The organism is Marichromatium sp. AB32, assembly GCF_003718675.1.
In the GTDB taxonomy this organism is placed as follows: Bacteria; Pseudomonadota; Gammaproteobacteria; order Chromatiales; family Chromatiaceae; genus Marichromatium; species Marichromatium gracile.
In genome coordinates this window covers 106,202-126,437 of sequence record NZ_RHFJ01000002.1, presented here as the reverse complement: position 1 = coordinate 126,437, position 20,236 = coordinate 106,202, and the positions used below count along the sequence as shown (strand labels likewise).

The window sequence follows — 20,236 nt, the reverse complement described above, 5'->3', positions numbered from 1 at the left end:
GGCCTCGAGCCCGGCGGCCAGCGCCAGCACCTCGTCGAGGTACTGGCGCCAGGTGTAGCCCTGCCAGATGCCGCGCCGACGCTCGCGCAGCGCCACCTCGTGACCGTGGTGCTCGGCGTTGTACACCAGCCAGTGGATGAGATGGTCGTGGGACTGCCAGTGCGGGTGCAGCGCGATGTCCCCGATCGCGTGCGGCTGGCGCTGTTCAGGCTGCATCCTTCACCCTCCCGATATAGGCCGCGACCACGGTGGGATCGTTGATCGCCTCGCGGGTCGGTCCCTCGGCGATCTTCTCGCCGTTGTTGAGCACCACCGCGCGGTTGCAGATGGCGGTGACCACGTCCATGTGGTGCTCGATGAGCAGCATGGTGGTGCCCATGGCGTCGCGCGCATCGAGGATGAAGCGCACCATGTACTCCTTCTCCTCCTGGTTCATCCCCGCCATCGGCTCGTCGAGCACCAGGAAACCGGGCTCGGCGCAGAGCGCGCGCGCCAGCTCGACGCGCTTTTGCATCCCCAGCGGGATGACGTCGACCGGCTCGTCGCGCACGCTCTCGAGCTGGAGCAGGTCGATCACCTCCTCGACCCGCCCCCGGTGGGCGACCTCCTCGCGCTCGGCCCACCACCAGTAGAAGGCCGCGCCGAGGATGCTCGGGCGCATGAACAGATGACGCCCGAGGAGGATGTTGTCGAGCACGCTCAGCCCGCGAAACAGCGCCACGTTCTGGAAGGTGCGCGCCACCCCCTTGCGGGCGATGCGGTGGGGCTTGAGCCCGCTGATGCGCTCGCCGCGATAGCTGATCTCGCCCTGCTGCGGCGGATAGAAGCCGGTGATGGCGTTGACCAGGGTGGTCTTGCCCGAGCCGTTGGGACCGACCAGGCCGAAGATCTCGCCCCGGTGGATGTGCAGATCGATCCCCTTGAGCGCCTGCAGTCCGCCGAACCAGCGGCTGACCGCGGCGCATTCGAGTATCACCTCGTCGGGATCATGGTCCTGTCGCGTCGTCGTCACGCCTGTGTCCTCCCTGCTCTCCTCGTTTGTCTCGGCGCCCCTGTCATGGGTGCAGGGGAGCGCGCCCGCTCGCACGGCGGGCGTCGTCGTCATGGCTCGCGGATCGGACCGGGCGCGGCCCGGTCGGGGGGAGAGACCGGCCCGCCGCCCTCCGTGGCGTGGCCGGTGCACTGGGCCGGGACGCGTGCCCGGCCCCCGCGGCGCCCTCCCGGCGCCGCCCGTCGCTCACGCGATCAGCCGGTCTCCTCGGCGCGCCCGAGCGCGGCGATGCTCTGCTCGCGCAGCATGGTCTTGAGCGCCCGCCCGGTGCTGCGCGGCAGCCGCGGATAGAGACGCACATAGCGCGGCACCTTGAAGTAGGCGATCTGGTCCTTGCAGTACTCGCGCAGCGCCTCGGGTTCGAGGCTCGCGCCCGGCTGCAGCTCGACGCAGGCGCACACCACCTCGCCGAGGCGCGCGTCGGGCACCCCGACGACCACCGCCGCGCGCACCGCCGGGTGGGTCTCGAGGAAGCGCTCGACCTCCTCGGGGTGGATGTTCTCGCCGCCGCGGATGATGGTGTCCTTGACCCCGCCGACGATGCGGCAATAGCCCTCGGCGTCGAGCACCGCGAGATCGCCGGTGTGCAGCCAACCGGCCTCGTCGATCACCCGCGCGGTCAGCTCGGGATCGTCCCAGTAGCCGCGCATCAGGCTGTAGCCGCGCACGCACAGCTCGCCGGGCTCGCCGACCGGGCGGATGCGCCCGGCGTCGTCGATCACCTTGGCCTCGAGGTGCGGGCCGATGCGCCCGACCGTCTGCAGCCGCCGCTCGACCGGATCGTCCGGGGCACTCATGAAGGAGACCGGCGAGGACTCGGTCATGCCGTAGGCGATGGTCACCTCGGCCATCCCCAGGCGACGTCTCACCCGATCCATGGTCTCGGGCGGACAGGGCGCGCCGGCCATGATGCCGGTGCGCAGTCGGCCGGGGTCGAAGGTCTCGGCGCGGGGGTGATCGAGCATCGCCTTGAACATCGCCGGCACCCCGTAGAGCGCGGTGCAGGACTCGGCGGCGACCGCCTCCAGGGTGGCGAGCGGGTCGAACCCAGGCCCCGGATAGACCATGGCGCTACCGTGCAGCAGACAGGCCATGTTGCCCATCACCATGCCGAAGCAGTGATAGAGCGGCACCGGGATGCACACCCGGTCGGCGGCGCCGAGCCCGAGCTGGCGCCCCACCATCAGGCCGTTGTTGACGATGTTGTGATGGGTCAGGGTGGCGCCGGCCGGCGGGCCGCCGGTGGCGTTGCTGAACTGGATGTTGACCGGGTCGTCGGGGTCGACCGCGGCGGCGAGCGCACGCACCCGCTCCAGGGTCTCGGGGGCGGGCTCGACGAGCAGCGTGGAGAAGGCGACGGTACCCGGCCAGGACTCGTCGTCGAGACGGATCACCCGTTCGAGTGCGGGCAGCGCCCGGGCCGCGAGCGGCGCCTCGCCGCTCGTCGCCAGTTCCGGCAGCAGCTCGGCGAGCAGCGGCGGATAGTCGGTCTCGCGGATACGCTGCTCGACCACCAGCGCGCGCGCCCCGACCAGCGCCAGGGCGCGCTCCAGCTCGGCCGGGCGCAGCGCCGGGTTGAGGCTCACCAGGATCATCCCCAGCCGCGCGGCGGCCAGCTGCACCAGGGTCCACTCGATGCGGTTGCCGGTACACACCGCGATGCGGTCCCCGGCGACGAAGCCGAGTTCGAGCAGCCCGGCGCCGAGCCGATCGACCCGGGCATCGAGCCCACGCCAGTCGAGCCGCGCATCCCGCCCCCGATCGACCAGCGCCAGTCCATCGGGCCGGGTCTCGGCGAGTCGTCTCAGACAGTCGCCGACCGTCATCCCCTGGAGCGTCTGCGTTGCGGTCCCGTGCACATAGCTGCGCCGAAGCTGGTCCATCTGGCTCCTCCCGAGAAGGTTGTCTGACGGCGTGGCGGGCGTCTCGGCCTCGATGCGGATCCTGCCGCTGGGATAGAATCTATTTGCCGTTTACGTCCACGTCAACTATTTTCTCGCACAACCGTCGGGGTTGAGCCGGGCCCTCCGGTCCTTTGTTCGAGGTCCCCGGAGATTGCGTAAAATAGATCGCTTACCGGCCAGCGCGCCCGCCCCAGTCAGCGCCCGGAGCGGGCTCAAGACGTCGACGTCAATCAAGCCCCACATCCACCGCAGGAGTCATCGGCGCATGAGCACACCCACCAATCCGCACCCGGAACAGGAACCCGGCGGCACCACCTTCACCATCGGCGAGCTGGCGCGCGAGTTCGACATCACCACCCGCACCATCCGCTTCTACGAGGATCAGGGCCTGCTCTCGCCGACCCGCTCGGGCACGCGCCGGCTCTATCGCCGCCGCGACCGCGCCCGGCTCAAGCTGATCCTGCGCGGCAAGCGTCTCGGCTTCACCCTCGCCGAGATGCGCGAGGCCTTCGACCTCTACGACGAGGCCCACGGCGAGGCGCAACAACTGCGCTACTACCTCTCGGTGCTCGAAGAGAAGCGCCAGCACCTGCTCCAGCAACGCGAGGACCTGGAGGAGACCATGCGCGAACTCGAACAGTCCTACGCCCACTGCCAACAGCTGCTCGAACAGCAGGAACGCGAACGTAGCGACACGCAGCGGATGGCGTCGTAGGGGTAGCGGCCAGGGCTCAGCGGCCAGCTGTCAGCCGCCAGTCAGCGGGATCCGGACACCTCGCAGGACATCGGGCGTCGATCGAACCGCGAGCACGTAGCAGCGGCGCTGGTGGCCGAGGCATGGCTTCCAGCGACCAGCGACCAGCCGCCAGTCAGCGGGATCCGGACACCTCGCCGACCGTCGGGCGTCGCTCGAACCGCGAGCACGTAGCGGCGGCGCTAGTGGCCGAGGCATGGCTTCCAGCCTTCAGCCACCAGCCGTCAGAACAACGAGCCCCAGCTGCCTCGCAGACCATCAAACATCTCTCGAACCGCGAGCACGTAGCAGCGGCGCTGGTGGCTGGCGACTGGCGACTGGCGGCTGGCGGCTCCGGTGAAATCATGGCGGCCTGATCCCGCCGAACCCCGCCCCTCCCCGCAAACCACGCCCAGTCGCGACTGCCGACTGGCAGCTGGCGACTGGCGACTGGTAGCTGGTAGCTGGCAGCTGGCGACTGGTAGCTGGCCGCTTCCCCTATTGACGTTTACGTCAACGTTATTTAGCATCCAGTTCAACCGCAGGGATGCGCCCGGACCGCGTCTGGACGCGAGCGAGGACGCGCGCCCCGCGCCGCCACGCCGCAGGCCGGTCGAGGACCGCGCCCCGGCGCCCCGATCCGTCAACGGAGGACACGCGCATGATGCAGTTCCCGACCCTGGACTTCGACCTCGGCGAGGAGGTCGAGATGTTGCGCAGCGCGGTGGCCGAGTTCGCCGCCGCCGAGATCGCCCCGCGCGCCGCCGCCATCGATCACGACAACGCCTTCCCCGCCGACCTCTGGCGCAAGTTCGGCGACCTCGGGCTGCTCGGTCTCACCGTCGACGAGGACGACGGCGGCACCGGCATGGGCTATCTCGCCCATATCGTCACCATGGAGGAGCTCTCGCGCGCCTCGGCCGCGGTCGCCCTCTCCTACGGCGCCCACTCCAACCTCTGCGTCAACCAGATCCGGCGCAACGGCACCCCCGAGCAGAAGGCCCGCTATCTGCCCAAGCTGATCAGCGGCGAGCACGTCGGCGCCCTGGCGATGTCCGAGCCCGGCGCCGGCTCCGACGTGGTCGGCATGCGGCTGCGCGCGCGCCGCGAGGGCGATCGCTACATCCTCAACGGCAACAAGATGTGGATCACCAACGGCCCCGACGCCGACACCCTGGTGGTCTACGCCAAGACCGACCCCGAGGCCGGCTCGCGCGGCATCACCACCTTCATCGTCGAGCGCGACATGCCCGGTTTCTCCACCGCGCAGAAGCTCGACAAGCTCGGCATGCGCGGCTCCAACACCTGCGAGCTGGTGTTCGAGGACTGCGAGGTGCCGGTCGAGAACGTGCTCGGCAGCGAGGGCGGCGGGGTGCGGGTGCTGATGTCCGGGCTCGACTACGAGCGCGCGGTGCTCGCCGGCGGGCCGCTGGGGATCATGGCCGCCTGTCTCGACGTGGTGCTGCCCTATGTCCACGAGCGCGAGCAGTTCGGCCAGCCGATCGGCGAGTTCCAGCTGATCCAGGCCAAGCTCGCCGACATGTACACCAACCTCAACGCCTGTCGCGCCTACGTCTATGCCGTGGGCCGCGCCTGCGACCTTGGCCGCACCACGCGCAAGGACGCCGCCGGCGCCATCCTCTACAGCGCCGAGCGCGCCACCGCGATGGCGCTCGACGCAATCCAGTGTCTCGGCGGCAACGGCTACATCAACGAGTACCCCACCGGGCGGTTGCTGCGCGACGCCAAGCTCTACGAGATCGGCGCCGGCACCTCGGAGATCCGGCGCATGCTGATCGGCCGCGAGCTGTTCAGGGAGACGGCCTGAGGCCGAGGGAGGACGGCGGGGGACGAGGAGGACAGCCCGACCACGCCGTCGGACACGCGCGAAGCATCAGGGTCAGGGACAACCGATGAATGTCATCAAGAGCAAGATCGATCCGCGTTCGGAGACCTTCCGCGCCAACCGCGAGGCGATGGACGCGCTGGTCGCCGACCTGCGCGCGCGCGTCGCCGCGGTCGCCGCCGGCGGCAGCGAGCGGGCGCGGGCGCGCCATCTCGAACGCGGCAAGCTGCTGCCGCGCGAGCGCATCGAGGTGCTGGTCGACCCGGGCTCACCCTTCCTCGAACTCTCGCAACTCGCCGCGCTCGGGCTCTACGACGACGCCGTGCCCTCGGCCGGGATCATCACCGGGATCGGTCGGGTGTGCGGGCGCGAGTGCATGATCGTGGCCAACGACGCCACGGTGAAGGGCGGCACCTATTACCCGCTGACCCTGAAGAAACACCTGCGCGCCCAGGAGATCGCCCAACACAACCGCCTGCCCTGCATCTATCTGGTCGACTCCGGCGGCGCCAACCTGCCCAACCAGGACGAGGTCTTCCCCGATCGCGACCACTTCGGGCGGATCTTCTACAACCAGGCGGTGATGTCCGCGCAGGGCATCGCCCAGATCGCGGTGGTGATGGGCTCGTGCACCGCCGGCGGCGCCTATGTGCCGGCGATGGCCGAGGAGAGCATCATCGTCAAGGAACAGGGCACCATCTTCCTCGCCGGTCCGCCGCTGGTGAAGGCGGCCACCGGCGAGACGGTCAGCGCCGAGGCGCTCGGCGGCGCCGAGGTGCACTCGCGCACCTCCGGGGTGACCGATCACTTCGCCCTCCACGACGCCCACGCCCTGGGGCTGGCGCGCCGCGCCGTGTCCCGGCTCAACCACACCAAGCCGATGCCGCTGGAGATCCGCCCCAGCCGCCCGCCGCGTCACGACCCGGCCGAGCTCGGCGGCATCGTCCCGCCCGACAACCGCACCGCCTACGACGTCCGCGAGGTGATCGCGCGCATCGTCGACGACTCCGAGTTCGACGAGTTCAAGGCGCTCTACGGCACCACCCTGGTGTGCGGCTTCGCCCACCTCAACGGCTATCCGGTCGGCATCGTCGCCAACAACGGGGTGCTGTTCTCGGAGTCGGCGCTCAAGGGCACCCACTTCATCGAACTCTGCAGCCAGCGCGGCATCCCGCTGATCTTCCTGCAGAACATCACCGGCTTCATGGTCGGGCGCAAGTACGAGTCAGGCGGCATCGCCAAGGCCGGGGCGAAGATGGTCACCGCCGTGGCCTGCGCCCGGGTGCCCAAGTTCACCGTGATCATCGGCGGCAGCTTCGGCGCCGGCAACTACGGCATGTGCGGGCGCGCCTACTCGCCGCGACTGCTGTGGATGTGGCCCAACGCGCGCATCTCGGTGATGGGCGGCGAGCAGGCGGCAAACGTCATGGCGCAGGTGCGCCGCGACACCCTGGAGACGCGCGGCGAGTCCTGGTCGGCGCACGAGGAGGCGGCGTTCAAGCAGCCGATCCTCGAGCAGTACGAGCGCCAGGGCCACCCCTACTACGCCACCGCGCGACTGTGGGACGACGGCGTGATCGACCCCGCCGACACCCGCACGGTGCTCGCGCTCGGGCTCTCGGCGAGCCTCAACGCGCCGATCGAGGAGACCCGCTTCGGCCTGTTCCGCATGTGAGCATTCACCCACAGGAGCCACCCCGATGCCACAGACCCGACTCAGCCTGCGCATCGAGGCCGGCGTGGCCCAGCTGCGCCTCGCCCGCCCCGAGCGTCACAACGCCTTCGACGACGCCCTGATCGCCGAGCTGACCGAGACCCTGCAGGGCCTCGATCGCGACCAGCGGGTGCGTTGCGTGGTGCTCGGCGGCGAGGGCGCGAGCTTCTCGGCCGGTGCCGACATCGACTGGATGCGGCGCATGGCCGACTACGACGAGCCCGCCAACCAGGCCGACGCCCGCGCCCTCGGCGCGCTGCTCTCGACCCTCCACCGACTCGCCAAGCCAACCCTCGCCCGGGTGCAGGGCGCGGCGATCGGCGGCGGGCTGGGGCTGGTGGCCGCCTGCGACCTGGCCTTCGCCACCGCCGACGCCGCCTTCGCCCTCACCGAGGTGCGCCTCGGGCTGATCCCGGCGGTGATCGCGCCCTATGTGATCGCCGCCATCGGGCCACGTCAGGCCAGCCGCTACATGCTCACCGCCGAGCGCTTCGACGCCGCCGAGGCCGAGCGCATCGGCCTGCTCCACGGCATCAGCCCGGACCTCGCCGCGCTCGATGCGCGCATCGCCGAGATCACCGCCGCGCTCGCCGCCAACGGCCCCGAGGCGATGGCCGCGGCCAAGACGCTGATCCGGCGCGTGCACGGCCAGCCGATCGGCCCCGAGCTGGTCGAGGAGACGGCGCGCCGCATCGCCCGCATCCGTGTCGGCGCCGAGGCGCAGGAGGGCCTCGGCGCTTTCCTCGACAAGCGCGCGCCGCGCTGGCGCACGACGCCCGCCGGCTGAGGCCCCGTCCAACCACGCAGGGAATCGCACATGTTCGACAAGATCCTGATCGCCAATCGCGGCGAGATCGCCTGCCGCATCGCCCGCACCTGCCGCGCGCTCGGGGTGCGCACCGTCGCCGTCTACTCCACCGCCGACGCCGACGCCCGCCACGTCGCACTGTGCGACGAGGCCTGGCCGATCGGCGCGGCACCGGCGCGCGAGAGCTATCTCGACGGCGCGCGCATCATCGAGGCGGCACGCCGCGCCGGCGCCGAGGCGATCCACCCCGGCTACGGCTTCCTCGCCGAGAACGCCGCCTTCGCCCGCGCCTGCGCCGAGGCCGGGCTGGTGTTCATCGGCCCGCCGCCGGCGGCGATCGAGGCGATGGGCTCGAAGCAGGCGGCCAAGGCGATCATGATCGAGGCCGGGGTGCCGGTGGTGCCCGGCTACCACGGCGACGACCAATCGTCCGAGCGCCTGGCGGCGGCGGCCGCGGAGATCGGCTATCCGGTGCTGATCAAGGCCACGGCCGGTGGCGGCGGCAAGGGCATGCGCCGGGTCGACGACCCGGCCGACCTCGCCGAGGCGCTGGGCGCCGCCCGGCGCGAGGCGCGCTCGGCCTTCGGCGACGATCGGGTGCTGATCGAGAAGTACCTGCTCACGCCGCGTCACGTCGAGGTCCAGGTGTTCGCCGACAGCCACGGCGAGGTGGTGCACCTGTTCGAGCGCGACTGCTCGATCCAGCGCCGTCACCAGAAGGTGATCGAGGAGGCCCCGGCCCCCGGACTCGACGCACGCGCGCGCCAGCACCTCGGCGAGACGGCGATCGCCGCGGCGCGCGCCATCGACTATGTCGGCGCCGGCACCGTGGAGTTCATCATGGACGCCGAGGGCCGCTGCTACTTCATGGAGATGAACACCCGGCTGCAGGTCGAGCACCCGGTCACCGAGGCGATCACCGGCACCGACCTGGTCGCCTGGCAACTGGCCGTCGCCGCCGGCGAGCCGCTGCCGCGGCGCCAGTCGGAGCTGACGATCGACGGCCACGCCTTCGAGGTGCGGGTCTATGCCGAGGACCCGGCACGCGACTTCATGCCCGCCACCGGCACCCTGCGCCACCTGCTCACGCCGCCGCCCGACGCGCATGTGCGCATCGACAGCGGGGTGCGCGCCGGCGACACCATCTCGGTGCACTACGACCCCATGATCGCCAAGCTGATCGTCCACGACCGCGACCGCGAGCGCGCGCTGGCGCGGCTGCGCCAGGCGCTCGAGGGCTTCGTGGTGGTCGGGGTCAGCACCAACCTCGGGCTGCTCGGACGCCTCGCCGCGCACCCGGCCTTCGCCGCCGCGCAGCTCGACACCGGCTTCATCGAGCAACACCGCGACGCCCTGCTCGCCGCGCCGACGGCCCCCGACTGTCGCATGCTCGCCGCCGCCACCCTGCACCAGCTGCTCGGCGTCGAGCGCGAGGCGCGCGCGCGCGCGGCCGACTCCAGCGACCCCCACTCGCCCTGGCACGCGACCTCCGGCTGGCGGCTCAACACCGACTGTCACCGCACCCTGCACTTCATCGACCCGCTGCGCGCCGAGACCCTGACCGTGGTCGCCCACTATCGCGACGACGGCTTCCGGCTCGAGACCCCGCGCGAGACCCTCGCGGTCGACGGCCAGCTCGGCGCCGAGGGTCACATCCGGCTGCGCGTCGACGGGGTCCAGAGCGAGGCGCGGGTGCTGCAGGACGGCGCCGAGCTGACCGTGGCGATGGCCGGTGAGACCCGCACCCTGGTGATCCACAACCCGCTCGCCGCCGGCATGGACGACGCCCACGAAGAGAATCGTCTGGTCGCGCCGATGCCGGGCATCGTCGTCGCCGTCCACGTCCGCCCCGGCGAGCGCGTCGACGAGGGCGACGCGCTGCTGGTGCTCGAGGCGATGAAGATGGAGACGGTGATCCGCGCCGGTGCCGCCGGCGTGGTCGAGACGGTGCACTATGGCGAGGGCGATCAGGTCGCCGAGGGCAGCGAGCTGGTGGTGATCGGCGAGCCGGCGACCGACTGAGCCGAGTCCGGCGACAGCGGCGTGCGTCGCCGCGCGCGCCATCAACCCGAGGGAGTCAGTATCGATGGAACAACACGCAACCTATTACCTGGAGGACCTGCCCCCGGGCACCCGCTTTCGCAACGACGCGGCGGTGACCCTGGAGGAGGCCGAGATCATCCGCTTCGGTCGCGAGTTCGACCCCCAGCCCTATCACACCGACCCGGCGGCGGCGCGTCACACCTTCTTCGACGGGCTGGTGGCCAGCGGCTGGCACACCATCGCGGTGATGACCGGGCTGGCGATCCGCTCGCCGATGCGCCTGGCCGAGGGCCAGATCGGTCTCGGCGCCGAGGGCATCCGCTTCATCAAGGCGGTGCGACCGGGCGACGCCATCCGTCTGGAGATCGAGGTGCTGGAGAACACCCCGTCGCGCTCGCGCCCCGGCTGGGGGGTGATCCGGGTGCGCTGGCGCGCCTTCAACCAGCACGACGAGGCGGTGCTCGAGGTCTGCCCGAGCATCCTGGTGCGCGCCCGCGGCACGGAGGCGGCGGCATGAGCCGGGTGCGCGTGGTCGAGGTCGGCCCGCGCGACGGGCTGCAGAACGAGCCGACCGCAGTCCCGACCGCGGTCAAGCTGGAGCTGATCGCGCGGCTCGCCGCCGCCGGGCTGCGCTGGATCGAGCCGACCGCCTTCGTCTCGCCGCGCTGGGTGCCGCAGATGGCCGATCATGCCGAGCTGCTGGGCGCGCTCGAACAGACGCCGGGCATGCACTACCCGGTGCTGGTGCCCAACCTCCAGGGGCTGGAGCGCGCGCTCGAGGCCGGGGCACGCGAGATCGCGGTGTTCACCGCCGCCTCCGAGTCCTTCACCCGGCGCAACATCAACTGCGGCATCGACGAGAGCCTGGCGCGCTTCGCCCCGGTGATCGAACGCGCCGGCACCCTCGACATCCCGGTGCGCGGCTATGTCTCCTGCGCCCTCGGCTGTTCCTACGAGGGCGCGATCGCGCCGGCGGCGGTGGCGCGGGTGGCCGAGCGGCTGGCCGCGCTCGGCTGTGCCGAGATCTCGCTCGGCGACACCATCGGCACCGGCACCCCGGGACAGGCGCGGGCGATGGTCGAGACGGTGGCCGAGCGGGTGCCGATGGCACGGCTCGCGGCGCACTTCCACGACACCTACGGTCAGGCGCTGGCCAACCTCCACGCGGTGATCGAGGCCGGGATACGCACCGTCGACGCCTCGGTCGCCGGGCTCGGCGGCTGTCCCTACGCGCGCGGCGCCTCGGGCAACGTCGCCACCGAGGAGGTGGTCTACATGCTCCACGGGCTCGGCTTCGACACCGGGGTCGATCTCCCCGCGCTGGTCGAGACCGCGCGCTGGATCGGCGAGCGGCTCGGGCGCCCGCCCTCGCGCCTGGCGCGCGCCCTCGCCCCCGCCGACTGAAGCCGCGCGCGGCTCAGCGCCGCACGAACCCGGCCTGGAGGATACGGATGCGGTCGGCGGCGAGGTTCTCCATCAGGTTGCTCGCCATGATGCCGAAGCCCTCGCCGAAGATCAGCGCCGGTCCCAGCACGGCGCCGCCGTCACGCCGCTCGCGCGCGCTGTGCTTCTGGCGCCAGCGCAGCCCGTCGGCGGTGATGTCGTCGACGAACGCGGCGCGGAAGCCGTGGCCGGTGAAGCGCTCGATCAGCGCCTCGCGCTCGAGCAGATGGCTGTGGCGCGGGCTGTCGGCCCAGGGCACCGGGAAGCGCAGCGCGTCCTCGGCGTCGCCGGCGACCACCTCGTGGACCAGGATGCGGCCACCGGGGCGCAGCACCCGCTGCGCCTCGAGCAGCACCCGCATCATGTCGGGGACGTTGAGCAGCACGTGCTGCGCCCAGATCAGGTCGAAGGCGCCCTCGGTAAACGGCAGACGCTGGGCGTCGCCGCAGACGAAGTCGCCCGACGCGGCCATGCCGGTGGCGCGGGTGAGCCAGTCGGCGACCCCGACGAAGCCGGCGGTGAGGTCGATCCCGGTCACCTGCAGACCGTACTCGGCCATCAGCAACCGGGCACTGCCGCCGGTGCCGCAACCGAGATCGAGCACCCGCGCGCCGGGCTCGACCCCGGCGCGCTCGAGCAGCCGGCGGCTGGCCTCGCGCCCGCCGACGTGGAGCTGGTCGATGGCGGCGATGTCGTCGCAGTCGAGCCGGTCGGGGTCGAGCGCCTCCTCGCACAGCGCCGCGCGCAACCGCTGTTGCAGATCCTCCGGCGCATAGCGCGCCGCGAGCGAACGGGCATAGGTCGATTGGGACATGAATCCTGCTCCTCCATGAACACCCCGGCCAGGGCCGGGGCGGATGCCTCCCCCGGCCCCGCGCGGGCGGGGTCGGGGCCACACTCAGAACTCGGTCCGTAGATTGAGACTCAGCGCGTCGACGCTGTCCACCCCCGGGATCAGGTCCGAGGTCGCGGCATAGCCGTAGGTGCCCCAGATCCGGGTCGAGCGGGTGACCTGGTAGCTCAGCTGGACGTCGCCGAAGACCACGTCCTCGGCCTCGTCGAGATCACGGGTCAGACCGTCGTAGCGCACCCAGCCCCCGGCCAGCTGCAGCCGCCACTTGTCGGTCGGGCTGTAGCTGCCGCGCAGCGCCAGCAGATAGCGGTCGAAGTCCTGGTCGATGCCGCCGAGTTCGCGATCGCCCTTGCCCACGCCGGTCAGATCGAGCGCCGGGATGCGGGTGGCCGAGGCGTTGTGACGCGGGCTGTTGTGGATGAGGCTGGAGAAGCTGTCGAAGCCGGGCTCGATCAGCGAACCGCCGAGGTTGAAGAAGCCCTGGGCCTCGAACAGCAGCTCGGGCGTGGCCTGATAGCCGCCGCGCAGGAAGCCGGCGAAGGTGTTGTTGGTGAAGATCGCATCGCCGCCGCCGAGATAGTGCGCACCGGTGGTGATCTCGACCGGGCCGAGCCTGCCCTGGGCCCAGGGCGAGACCAGGGTGCCGCTGCGCGGGGTGTAGAAATAGCCGGGCTGGTAGCTGCCGTCGAAGGCGCGCTCGTCGTCGCCGATGTAGTGGCCGAGCAGCGCCCCCCAGGACCAGCCGGCGGTCTTGCCGACGAACCCGGAGAAGACCAGATAGCCGTCGTCGAGCCGGTCGTCGTAGGTGGTGTTCTGGCGCTGGTCGCCGCCGATGACGAAGGTGATGTCCTCGCCCACCGGACCGAGCAGCATGATGCGGTCACGGCGATCGTCGGAGACGGTCATGTCGAAGTTCCAGTTGGCGATCTGGCGGCCGACGCGCAGCGTCCAGTCGTCGAAGGGCAACTCGACATAGCCGTAGTCGAAGGTGACGGTGCGGTGGGTGCGCCCGATGGTGAAGGGCTCCTCGTCCTCGACCGCCCTGGAGGACTCGTCGCCGCGCCAGGTGTCGTTGGTGAGGTTGACCCCGGCATGGAGGCTCACCCGGTCGTCGAGGGTGAGGCTGCCGCGCAACCGCAGCCGCTGCTCGAAGCCGCTCTGGGTATCGCCGACGCCGGGGTCGCGGTTGAAGGTGCGGACGTCGAAGTCACCGCTGAAGTCGTATTCGACGGCACGCTCGATGGCCTGTGCGGCGGGCGCGGCCAACAGGCCGAGCAGTACCAGTCTGGCGGGTCTGATGCCCATTCGGATGCCTCCTGCAATCTCTCTCGTTGTGCTTATCGTGGTCCGTGGCTGTGTCCACGGACGGCGCACACGCTAAATTACGTTTACGCTAACGTCAACTATTGATCTTGTTAACGTAAACGTTAATACTCGCGACCGATGATCCTACAGGGAGGTCGAGGCAATGACGACGGAACGGGCGGAGATCCTCTGGCAACCGGATGCGCATGCGCTCAACGACAGCGTGATGGCACGCTATCGCGACTGGCTCGCGCGCGAGGGCTACGGCAGCTTCAGCGACTATGGGGCACTGCACCAGTGGTCGATCACCCAGACCGAGGCGTTCTGGGAGAGCCTGTGGCGTTTCACCGGGGTGATCGCCTCGCGCGGCTACACCCGGGTGCTGGCCGACCCCGGGCTGCCGCCGCGCGGCTGGTTCGAGGGCGCACGGCTCAATTTCGCCGAGAACCTGCTGCGTCACGCCCTGCGCCACCCCGATAGCCAGGAGTGCGTGACCGAGGTCGGCGAATCGCGCGCGACCGTGCGGCTCGGGCGCGGCGCCCTGCTCGCCCAGGTCGGCGCCCTGCAGGGCTGGCTGCGCGCCCAGGGCGTCGGCGTCGGCGACCGCGTCGCCGGGGTGCTCGCCAACACCCACGAGGCGCTGGTGGCGATGCTCGCCACCACCGGGCTGGGGGCGATCTGGAGTTCGGCCTCGCCGGACTTCGGCACCGCCGCGATCCTCGATCGCTTCGGCCAGATCCGCCCCAAGGTGCTGCTGACGGTCACCGGCTACCGCTATCAGGGCCGCGACCACGACCGCGGCGCGCAGAACCGCGCCCTCGCCGCCGCGCTGCCGGGGCTGGAGCGGGTGCTCTCGATCGCCCTGCTGCCCGCGAGCGCGCACCCTGACGATCCGGTCTTCGTCCCCTGGGAGCAGGCCCTGGCCGCACACGTCGGCGCCCTCCCCGAGTTCGTCCAGCTGCCGCCAGACCACCCGGTCTATATCCTCTACTCCTCGGGCACCACCGGGGTGCCCAAGTGCATCGTCCACGGCGCCGCGGGGATGCTGCTCAACCACAGCAAGGAGCTGCTGCTGCACGCCGACCTCGGCCCCGGCGACAGCCTCTGCTACTTCACCACCACCGGCTGGATGATGTGGAACTGGATGGCCTCGGCGCTGCTCACCGGGGCGCGGCTGGTGCTCTACGACGGCTCGCCGGCGCAGCCCTCGCTCGAGCGGCTGTGGGCACTGCTGGCGCAGGAGCGGGTGAGCCACTTCGGCACCAGCGCCAAGTATCTCGGCAACTGTCGAAAACAGGGGCTGACCCCGGGCGCCGAGCACGATCTCGCGGCGCTGCGCGTGCTCTTCTCCACCGGCTCGCCGCTGCTCGCCGAGGACTACGACTGGGTCTACGAGAGGGTCGGGCGCGAGCTGATGCTCAGCTCGATCTCCGGCGGCACCGATATCTGCGGCTGCTTCGTCGGCGGCAGCCCGCTGGTGGCGGTGCGTCGCGGCGAGATCCCCTGTCGGCTGCTCGGCGTCGACGTATGCGCCTTCGACCCCGAGGGGCGCGACACCGAGGGCGCGCGCGGCGAGCTGGTCTGTCTCGGTCCGCTGCCGTGCATGCCGGTGGGATTCTGGGACGACGCCGACGGCAGCCGCTATCGCGACGCCTATTTCAGCCGCTTTCCCGGGGTCTGGGCGCATGGTGATTTCGTCGAGTTCACCGCGCACGGCGGCGCCATCATCCACGGCCGCGCCGACGCCACGCTCAACCCCGGCGGGGTGCGCATCGGCACCGCCGAGCTCTATCGCCAGGTCGAGACCCTGCCCGAGATCGCCGACAGCCTGGTGGTCGGCGCGCCCCTGCCCGACGGCGACGTCGAGGTGCTGCTGCTGGTGGTGATGGCCGAGGGTCACGCGCTCGATGCCGCGATGATCCAGACCATCCGCCAGCGCATCCGCGCCAACGCCAGTCCGCGCCACGTCCCGGCGCGCATCCTCGCCGTCTCCCAGGTGCCCTACACCCGCAGCGGCAAGAAGGTGGAGCTGGCGGTCGCGCGCATGCTCCGGGGAGAGACGGGCGGCGACAACGCCCACGCCCTGGCCAACCCCGAGGCGCTCGCCGAGATCGCCGCGGTGCTCGCCGTGCCGGCGCCGCAGCGGGCCGACACCCCCGCCGCAGCGCTCTGAGGCGGGTCGCGCCAGCGGCACCGCCATGACCCGCGGCGGTGCCGCCTGACGCCCGGGACCGGCGCCCTCCCCCGGCCCGGCACGCCGCCACCGAGCATGGCAACGCCGACACAAACGCCTTGTGTCCCACCGATCCGGCCATAGTCTCTCACTGGTACCCGTCGGGAGAGAGGGATGTCACCGTCGGCGAGAGTCACGAGATCACAGGGGCAACAGGGCTCTGGCGCGGACGGATTCTCGACACCCCGATACGCGGCGCGACGAGGCGAGGTCTGCGCAGACAACGCAGCTCCCCGGGCTCGCCGCCGCGCACCCGCCAGGAAACACTCCCCGCCCGCCGTCACCGCGGCCGCGAGACCGGCACACCGGTGCGATCCGGACCTCGGCACTGCAAGGGATACAACGCATGCCACAGACCAAGCCGGACCATCTGGAGCCTCTCGCCCGCCTGGCCTTCATCCTGGTCATGGCCCTGGGAGGGGCGGTCATCTTCGGCTGGCACCTGAAGCTGGCGCCGCTCATCCAGCTCCAGCCCCATCTGGTACCGATGCAGTACAACACCGCGCTGGGGCTCGCGCTGTCCGGCGCCGGGCTGTGGGCACTCCTCGAGGGGCGCCGGCGCACGGCCTCGGGGCTGGCCCTGGCGATCGCACTGATCGGCGCACTGACCCTGCTCCAGGACACCCTGCAGCTCGATCTCGGCATCGATCAGCTGCTGATGGAGCACGACATCACGGTAGCGACCCCGGTCCCCGGCAGGATGGCGCCCAACACCGCCCTGTCCCTGATGCTCTGCGGCGCCATCATCCTGCTGCTCACCGGTGCCAAGCCGTGGCGCTGGCGACTCGCCGGGGTTCTCGCCGGGGTCCTTGCCGGACTGGGCGCGGTCGCGTTGCTCGGTTACGCCCTCGACATCCCGGCAGCCTACGGCCACGACCACTTCACCGTGATGGCACCGCATACCGCCATCGCCCTGGTGGTGATGGGCGGTGGCTGCATGGCCCTGGTACAAGGCCGACGCGCCCGCGATCAGGGCTGGATCATCGTCGTCATCGCCATCCTGCTCTCGACCTTCACCCTGATCCTCTGGCTGGCGCTGCAGGTGCGTTACCCGATCGAGACCAGCGACCGCGCCGCCACCCTGATGCTGATCTTCGGGCTGGCCATGGCCCTGGCGGTCGCGGGAACGATGAGCCAGTCGATCCGGGCGAAGCGAATCGCCGCCTCGCTGGCCCGCCATATCGCGCGACGTCGCCGGACCGAGGAGACGCTGCGCCGCTTCGAGCTGCTCGCCCGCCACAGCCGCGACATCATCCTGTTCATCCGCCGCGAGGACGGTCGGCTGCTGGAGGTCAACGATGCTGCGGTCGCGAGCTACGGCTACTCCCGCGCGGAGCTGCTGGGCATGACCGTCCATGATCTGCGCGCCTCCAGCACTCAGGCCATCCTACCGGCGCAGATGGCCGAGGCCCACGCCCAGGGGTTGCTGTTCGAGACCGAGCACCGGCGTCGTGACGGCAGCACCTTCCCCGTCGAGGTCAGCTCCCAGGGGGCGCGGGTCGGCGCGATCGACACCCTGATCAGCGTGATCCGCGACATCACCGAGCGCACCCGACTACAAGCAGCGTTGCGCGAACACCAGACCGGGCTGGAACGACTGGTCGAGGCGCGCACCCGCGAGCTGACCCTGGCCAAGGAACAGGCCGAGGCGGCCACCCGCACCAAGTCGGCCTTCCTCGCCAACATCAGCCACGAGATCCGCACCCCGCTGAATGCGGTACTCGGTCTCGCCTATCTGCTGGAGAGTCGGGATCTGCCCGACGAGGCGCACGATCTGGCACGCAAGATCCACCACTCCGGCCAGAGTCTGCTGACCATCCTCAACGACGTCCTCGACGTCTCCAAGATCGAGTCGGGCAAGATCGAGATCGAGCAGGTGCCCTTCCGACTGGTGACGGTGATCGACAACCTCGCCACCCTGATGGCCGCCACCGCCCGGGAGCGGGGCAAGACGCTCGAGCTCGTCATCGCCCCACCGCACTGCTGTGACTGGCCATTGCGTGGCGATCCGCTGCGTCTGGGGCAGGTGCTGATCAACCTTACCAACAACGCCATCAAGTTCACCGACAGTGGCGTGATCGAGGTCCGCATCGACCCCATCGAGACCGACGCACAGCACATCTGGCTGCGCTTTACGGTCAAGGACACCGGCATCGGCATCGACGCCGCGACCCAGGCACGGCTGTTCCAGCCCTTCACCCAGGCCGATGTCTCCACCACCCGTCGCTTCGGCGGCTCCGGCCTGGGGCTGATGATCTCGCGCCGAATGGTCGAGCTGATGGACGGACGCGTAGGGCTCGAGAGCAGACCCGGGGCGGGCAGCACCTTCTGGTTCGAGCTCCCCTTCGAGCGTCTCGTCGAACAGGGCTCGGACGCCCCGGCGGCGGCACCAGTGAGGGTGCTGGTGGTCGCCGACGATGCCCGCGTGCGCGACGGCCTGCTGGCCACGGTCACCGCCCTGGGCTGGTCGGGGCACGCGGTGAGCTGCGGCGAGACGGCACTGCGACGGATCGTCGAGGAACCCTCGCTCCAGGGTCCGCAGGCGGTCGTGCTGATCAACCGGCCGGTCGCCGCGGATCATGACCCGAGCACCGCGCGAGCGATCCGCGAGGCGCTGCCCGAGACGCGCCGACCGCTGCTGTTCGTCCTCACCCCACACCCGCTCGAGCAGGCGCGCACGGCCCCCGATGCGCACCTGGTCGACGCCATGCTCGTCAAGCCGCTCGCCCCCTCGCCGTTTCGCGAGGCGGTCGCACGGGTCCGGGGCAGACACTGCGGCCTGACCGAGACGCCCCTGCACACGCCTCGCCCACGGCGACTCGCCGGGCTGCACCTGCTGATCGTCGACGACAGCGAGATCAATCGCGAGGTGGCCTCGCGCATCTTCCTCGACGAGGGCGCACGGGTCAGCGTGGCGAGCGACGGCGAGGAGGCGCTCGACCATCTGATGACACGACCGGAGACGATCGACGCGGTCCTGATGGACGTGCAGATGCCGCGCATGGACGGACACGAGGCGACGCGCCGGATCCGTCGCATCCCGGCGCTCGCCGGCGTTCCGGTGATCGCGCTCACCGCCGGGGCCATGGCCGCACAGCAGGTCTCGGCCCGGGAGGCGGGGATGGATGCCTTCATCTCCAAGCCCTTCGACGTCGAGGAGGCGGTCTGCATCATCCGGCGCACGGTGCAGGCAACGGGCGAGCGGCGACAGACGCCCGAGACACCGGGCGGCGGGCACGCGTCGAACACCATGCCGCCCCCACAGGACCTCCCCGGGCTCGCCCTCGACCACAGCCTGGCGGTGTGGAAGGATGCCGGGACCTATCGCCGCTATCTGGACAAGTTCGCCCGCGAGCACGGCGATACCGCACGACGGATCGCCGAGGCCGACCCGGAGACCGCACTGCGGCTGGCCCATCGTCTCCACGGCGTCGCCGGAAACCTCGGACTCACCGAGGTCGCCGCCTGCGCCGGCAAGATCGAGCGGCTGACCGGCGACCGACACGCGCAGGCGGCGCTCGCCGCGGCGACCACGGCCTTGCAGGCCGCGCTCGCGACCGCGCTCGACTCCATCGCCCGCTATGTCTCCCAGGAACCGTCCGCGCGCTCATCCCGGCCGTCACCGGAGCGCGACAAGACGGCCCCCGCCCCGGCGACCCTCGCGCCACTCCTGCGCACCGCGCTCGCGGCCTTCGCCGACCTCGACATCATCGCCGCCAAGCCCGCCGTGACCGAACTCGCGGGCTCTCTGCCGAGCGAGGACATCGCCCCGCTGCAGACCGCGATCGAGGAGTTCGACGCCAGCGGCGGCGAGACGGCCGCGCGGGCGCTGGCGGCGCGACTGGGACTCGACCTCGAGGCGCGCGCCTGAGCCGCCATCCGGCGAAAGCGGGTAAAATATGGCTTTACAAATATACCGAAAACCATATATTAAAGCCCATGAACCTCAAGCCGACGGATCTCTTCGCCGCCCTGGCCAACGACACCCGACTGCGTTGCCTGGTGCTGTTGCGCGAACAGGGCGAGCTGTGCGTCTGCGAGCTGACCCACGCCACCGGCTCGGCGCAGCCACACGTCTCGCGCCACCTCGCCCAGCTGCGCGAGCTGGGGCTGGTCGCCGACCGGCGCGCCGGGCTCTGGGTCTACTACCGCGTCCACCCGGCGCTCCCCGACTGGGCGTGCCGGGTGCTCGACGAGACCGCCGCGGCGGTGCGCGGACAGGCTCCCTTCAGCAGTGACGCCGCCAGCCTGGCGAGTATGCCGGGGCGCCCCTCGGCACCGCGCTGCGCCTGACTGGCACCGA

General features: G+C 70.9%; 14 protein-coding genes and 1 pseudogene. 10 read left to right on the top strand and 5 right to left on the bottom strand.

Annotated elements, in window-relative coordinates:
• The 3 genes and pseudogenes from EBL85_RS01635 to EBL85_RS01625 form a co-directional block, all read right to left on the bottom strand.
• Positions 1-216, bottom strand: a pseudogene (locus EBL85_RS01635) (long-chain fatty acid--CoA ligase); the annotation flags it as partial.
• Positions 206-1,012: an ABC transporter ATP-binding protein gene (locus EBL85_RS01630; RefSeq protein WP_190288022.1), complete on the bottom strand. Its 807-nt coding sequence runs from the start codon at positions 1,010-1,012 to the stop codon at positions 206-208. The gene EBL85_RS01630 and the pseudogene EBL85_RS01635, both read right to left, overlap by 11 nt.
• A 233-nt stretch (positions 1,013-1,245) precedes the next feature.
• Positions 1,246-2,934 carry an AMP-binding protein gene (locus tag EBL85_RS01625; RefSeq protein ID WP_123141994.1) on the bottom strand — a complete coding sequence of 563 codons (1,689 nt, stop codon included), beginning with the start codon at positions 2,932-2,934 and terminating at the stop codon, positions 1,246-1,248.
• Between the two features lie 286 nt (positions 2,935-3,220).
• Between EBL85_RS01625 and EBL85_RS01620 the strand changes: the two genes are divergently transcribed.
• The 7 genes from EBL85_RS01620 (at position 3,221) to EBL85_RS01590 (ending at position 11,503) form a co-directional block, all read left to right on the top strand.
• A complete protein-coding gene (locus EBL85_RS01620) occupies positions 3,221-3,670 on the top strand; it encodes a MerR family DNA-binding transcriptional regulator (protein WP_123141993.1) in 450 nt (149 codons plus the stop codon).
• A 682-nt stretch (positions 3,671-4,352) separates the two neighbouring features.
• On the top strand, positions 4,353-5,516 hold the full coding sequence (locus EBL85_RS01615) for an isovaleryl-CoA dehydrogenase (protein WP_200189317.1): 1,164 nt from the start codon (positions 4,353-4,355) through the stop codon (positions 5,514-5,516).
• An 85-nt stretch (positions 5,517-5,601) separates the two neighbouring features.
• Positions 5,602-7,209, top strand: a complete 1,608-nt coding sequence (locus EBL85_RS01610; protein WP_123141992.1) for a carboxyl transferase domain-containing protein — start codon at positions 5,602-5,604, stop codon at positions 7,207-7,209.
• Between the two features lie 25 nt (positions 7,210-7,234).
• Positions 7,235-8,035, top strand: a complete 801-nt coding sequence (locus EBL85_RS01605) for an enoyl-CoA hydratase-related protein (RefSeq protein ID WP_123140513.1) — start codon at positions 7,235-7,237, stop codon at positions 8,033-8,035.
• Between the two features lie 30 nt (positions 8,036-8,065).
• On the top strand, positions 8,066-10,078 hold the full coding sequence (locus tag EBL85_RS01600) for an acetyl-CoA carboxylase biotin carboxylase subunit (RefSeq protein ID WP_123141991.1): 2,013 nt from the start codon (positions 8,066-8,068) through the stop codon (positions 10,076-10,078).
• A gap of 64 nt (positions 10,079-10,142) precedes the next feature.
• Positions 10,143-10,616 carry a MaoC family dehydratase gene (locus EBL85_RS01595; RefSeq protein WP_123141990.1) on the top strand — a complete coding sequence of 158 codons (474 nt, stop codon included), beginning with the start codon at positions 10,143-10,145 and terminating at the stop codon, positions 10,614-10,616.
• The gene (locus EBL85_RS01590; RefSeq protein WP_123141989.1) at positions 10,613-11,503 is read left to right on the top strand and encodes a hydroxymethylglutaryl-CoA lyase; all 891 of its coding nucleotides are present in this window, start codon (positions 10,613-10,615) and stop codon (positions 11,501-11,503) included. The genes EBL85_RS01595 and EBL85_RS01590 overlap by 4 nt, the downstream gene beginning before the upstream one ends.
• A gap of 13 nt (positions 11,504-11,516) precedes the next feature.
• Here the strand turns inward: EBL85_RS01590 and EBL85_RS01585 are convergent, their stop codons facing one another.
• Positions 11,517-12,356 (bottom strand): class I SAM-dependent methyltransferase, encoded by an 840-nt coding sequence (locus EBL85_RS01585; protein ID WP_123140509.1) that lies wholly within the window; start codon positions 12,354-12,356, stop codon positions 11,517-11,519.
• Positions 12,357-12,440: 84 nt separating this feature from the next.
• Positions 12,441-13,700, bottom strand: coding sequence for a hypothetical protein (locus tag EBL85_RS01580; protein ID WP_123140508.1), 1,260 nt, complete (start codon positions 13,698-13,700; stop codon positions 12,441-12,443).
• Between the two features lie 163 nt (positions 13,701-13,863).
• Between EBL85_RS01580 and EBL85_RS01575 the strand changes: the two genes are divergently transcribed.
• The 3 genes from EBL85_RS01575 (at position 13,864) to EBL85_RS01565 (ending at position 20,226) form a co-directional block, all read left to right on the top strand.
• Entirely contained in the window at positions 13,864-15,873 is a 2,010-nt protein-coding gene (locus EBL85_RS01575) for an acetoacetate--CoA ligase (RefSeq protein WP_123141988.1), read from the top strand.
• Positions 15,874-16,279: 406 nt separating this feature from the next.
• Positions 16,280-19,804: an ATP-binding protein gene (locus EBL85_RS01570; protein WP_123141987.1), complete on the top strand. Its 3,525-nt coding sequence runs from the start codon at positions 16,280-16,282 to the stop codon at positions 19,802-19,804.
• 68 nt (positions 19,805-19,872) lie between these two features.
• The gene (locus EBL85_RS01565; RefSeq protein ID WP_062271342.1) at positions 19,873-20,226 is read left to right on the top strand and encodes a metalloregulator ArsR/SmtB family transcription factor; all 354 of its coding nucleotides are present in this window, start codon (positions 19,873-19,875) and stop codon (positions 20,224-20,226) included.
• Positions 20,227-20,236 lie beyond the last annotated feature (10 nt).

Excerpts from the sequence above, each read along its gene's own strand:
- EBL85_RS01625 (WP_123141994.1), bottom strand. The coding sequence starts at position 2,934 with ATGGACCAGCTTCGGCGCAGCTATGTGCACGGGACCGCAACGCAGACG.
- EBL85_RS01620 (WP_123141993.1), top strand. The coding sequence starts at position 3,221 with ATGAGCACACCCACCAATCCGCACCCGGAACAGGAACCCGGCGGCACC.
- EBL85_RS01615 (WP_200189317.1), top strand. The coding sequence starts at position 4,353 with ATGCAGTTCCCGACCCTGGACTTCGACCTCGGCGAGGAGGTCGAGATG.
- EBL85_RS01610 (WP_123141992.1), top strand. The coding sequence starts at position 5,602 with ATGAATGTCATCAAGAGCAAGATCGATCCGCGTTCGGAGACCTTCCGC.
- EBL85_RS01605 (WP_123140513.1), top strand. The coding sequence starts at position 7,235 with ATGCCACAGACCCGACTCAGCCTGCGCATCGAGGCCGGCGTGGCCCAG.
- EBL85_RS01600 (WP_123141991.1), top strand. The coding sequence starts at position 8,066 with ATGTTCGACAAGATCCTGATCGCCAATCGCGGCGAGATCGCCTGCCGC.
- EBL85_RS01595 (WP_123141990.1), top strand. The coding sequence starts at position 10,143 with ATGGAACAACACGCAACCTATTACCTGGAGGACCTGCCCCCGGGCACC.
- EBL85_RS01590 (WP_123141989.1), top strand. The coding sequence starts at position 10,613 with ATGAGCCGGGTGCGCGTGGTCGAGGTCGGCCCGCGCGACGGGCTGCAG.
- EBL85_RS01585 (WP_123140509.1), bottom strand. The coding sequence starts at position 12,356 with ATGTCCCAATCGACCTATGCCCGTTCGCTCGCGGCGCGCTATGCGCCG.
- EBL85_RS01580 (WP_123140508.1), bottom strand. The coding sequence starts at position 13,700 with ATGGGCATCAGACCCGCCAGACTGGTACTGCTCGGCCTGTTGGCCGCG.
- EBL85_RS01575 (WP_123141988.1), top strand. The coding sequence starts at position 13,864 with ATGACGACGGAACGGGCGGAGATCCTCTGGCAACCGGATGCGCATGCG.
- EBL85_RS01570 (WP_123141987.1), top strand. The coding sequence starts at position 16,280 with ATGCCACAGACCAAGCCGGACCATCTGGAGCCTCTCGCCCGCCTGGCC.
- EBL85_RS01565 (WP_062271342.1), top strand. The coding sequence starts at position 19,873 with ATGAACCTCAAGCCGACGGATCTCTTCGCCGCCCTGGCCAACGACACC.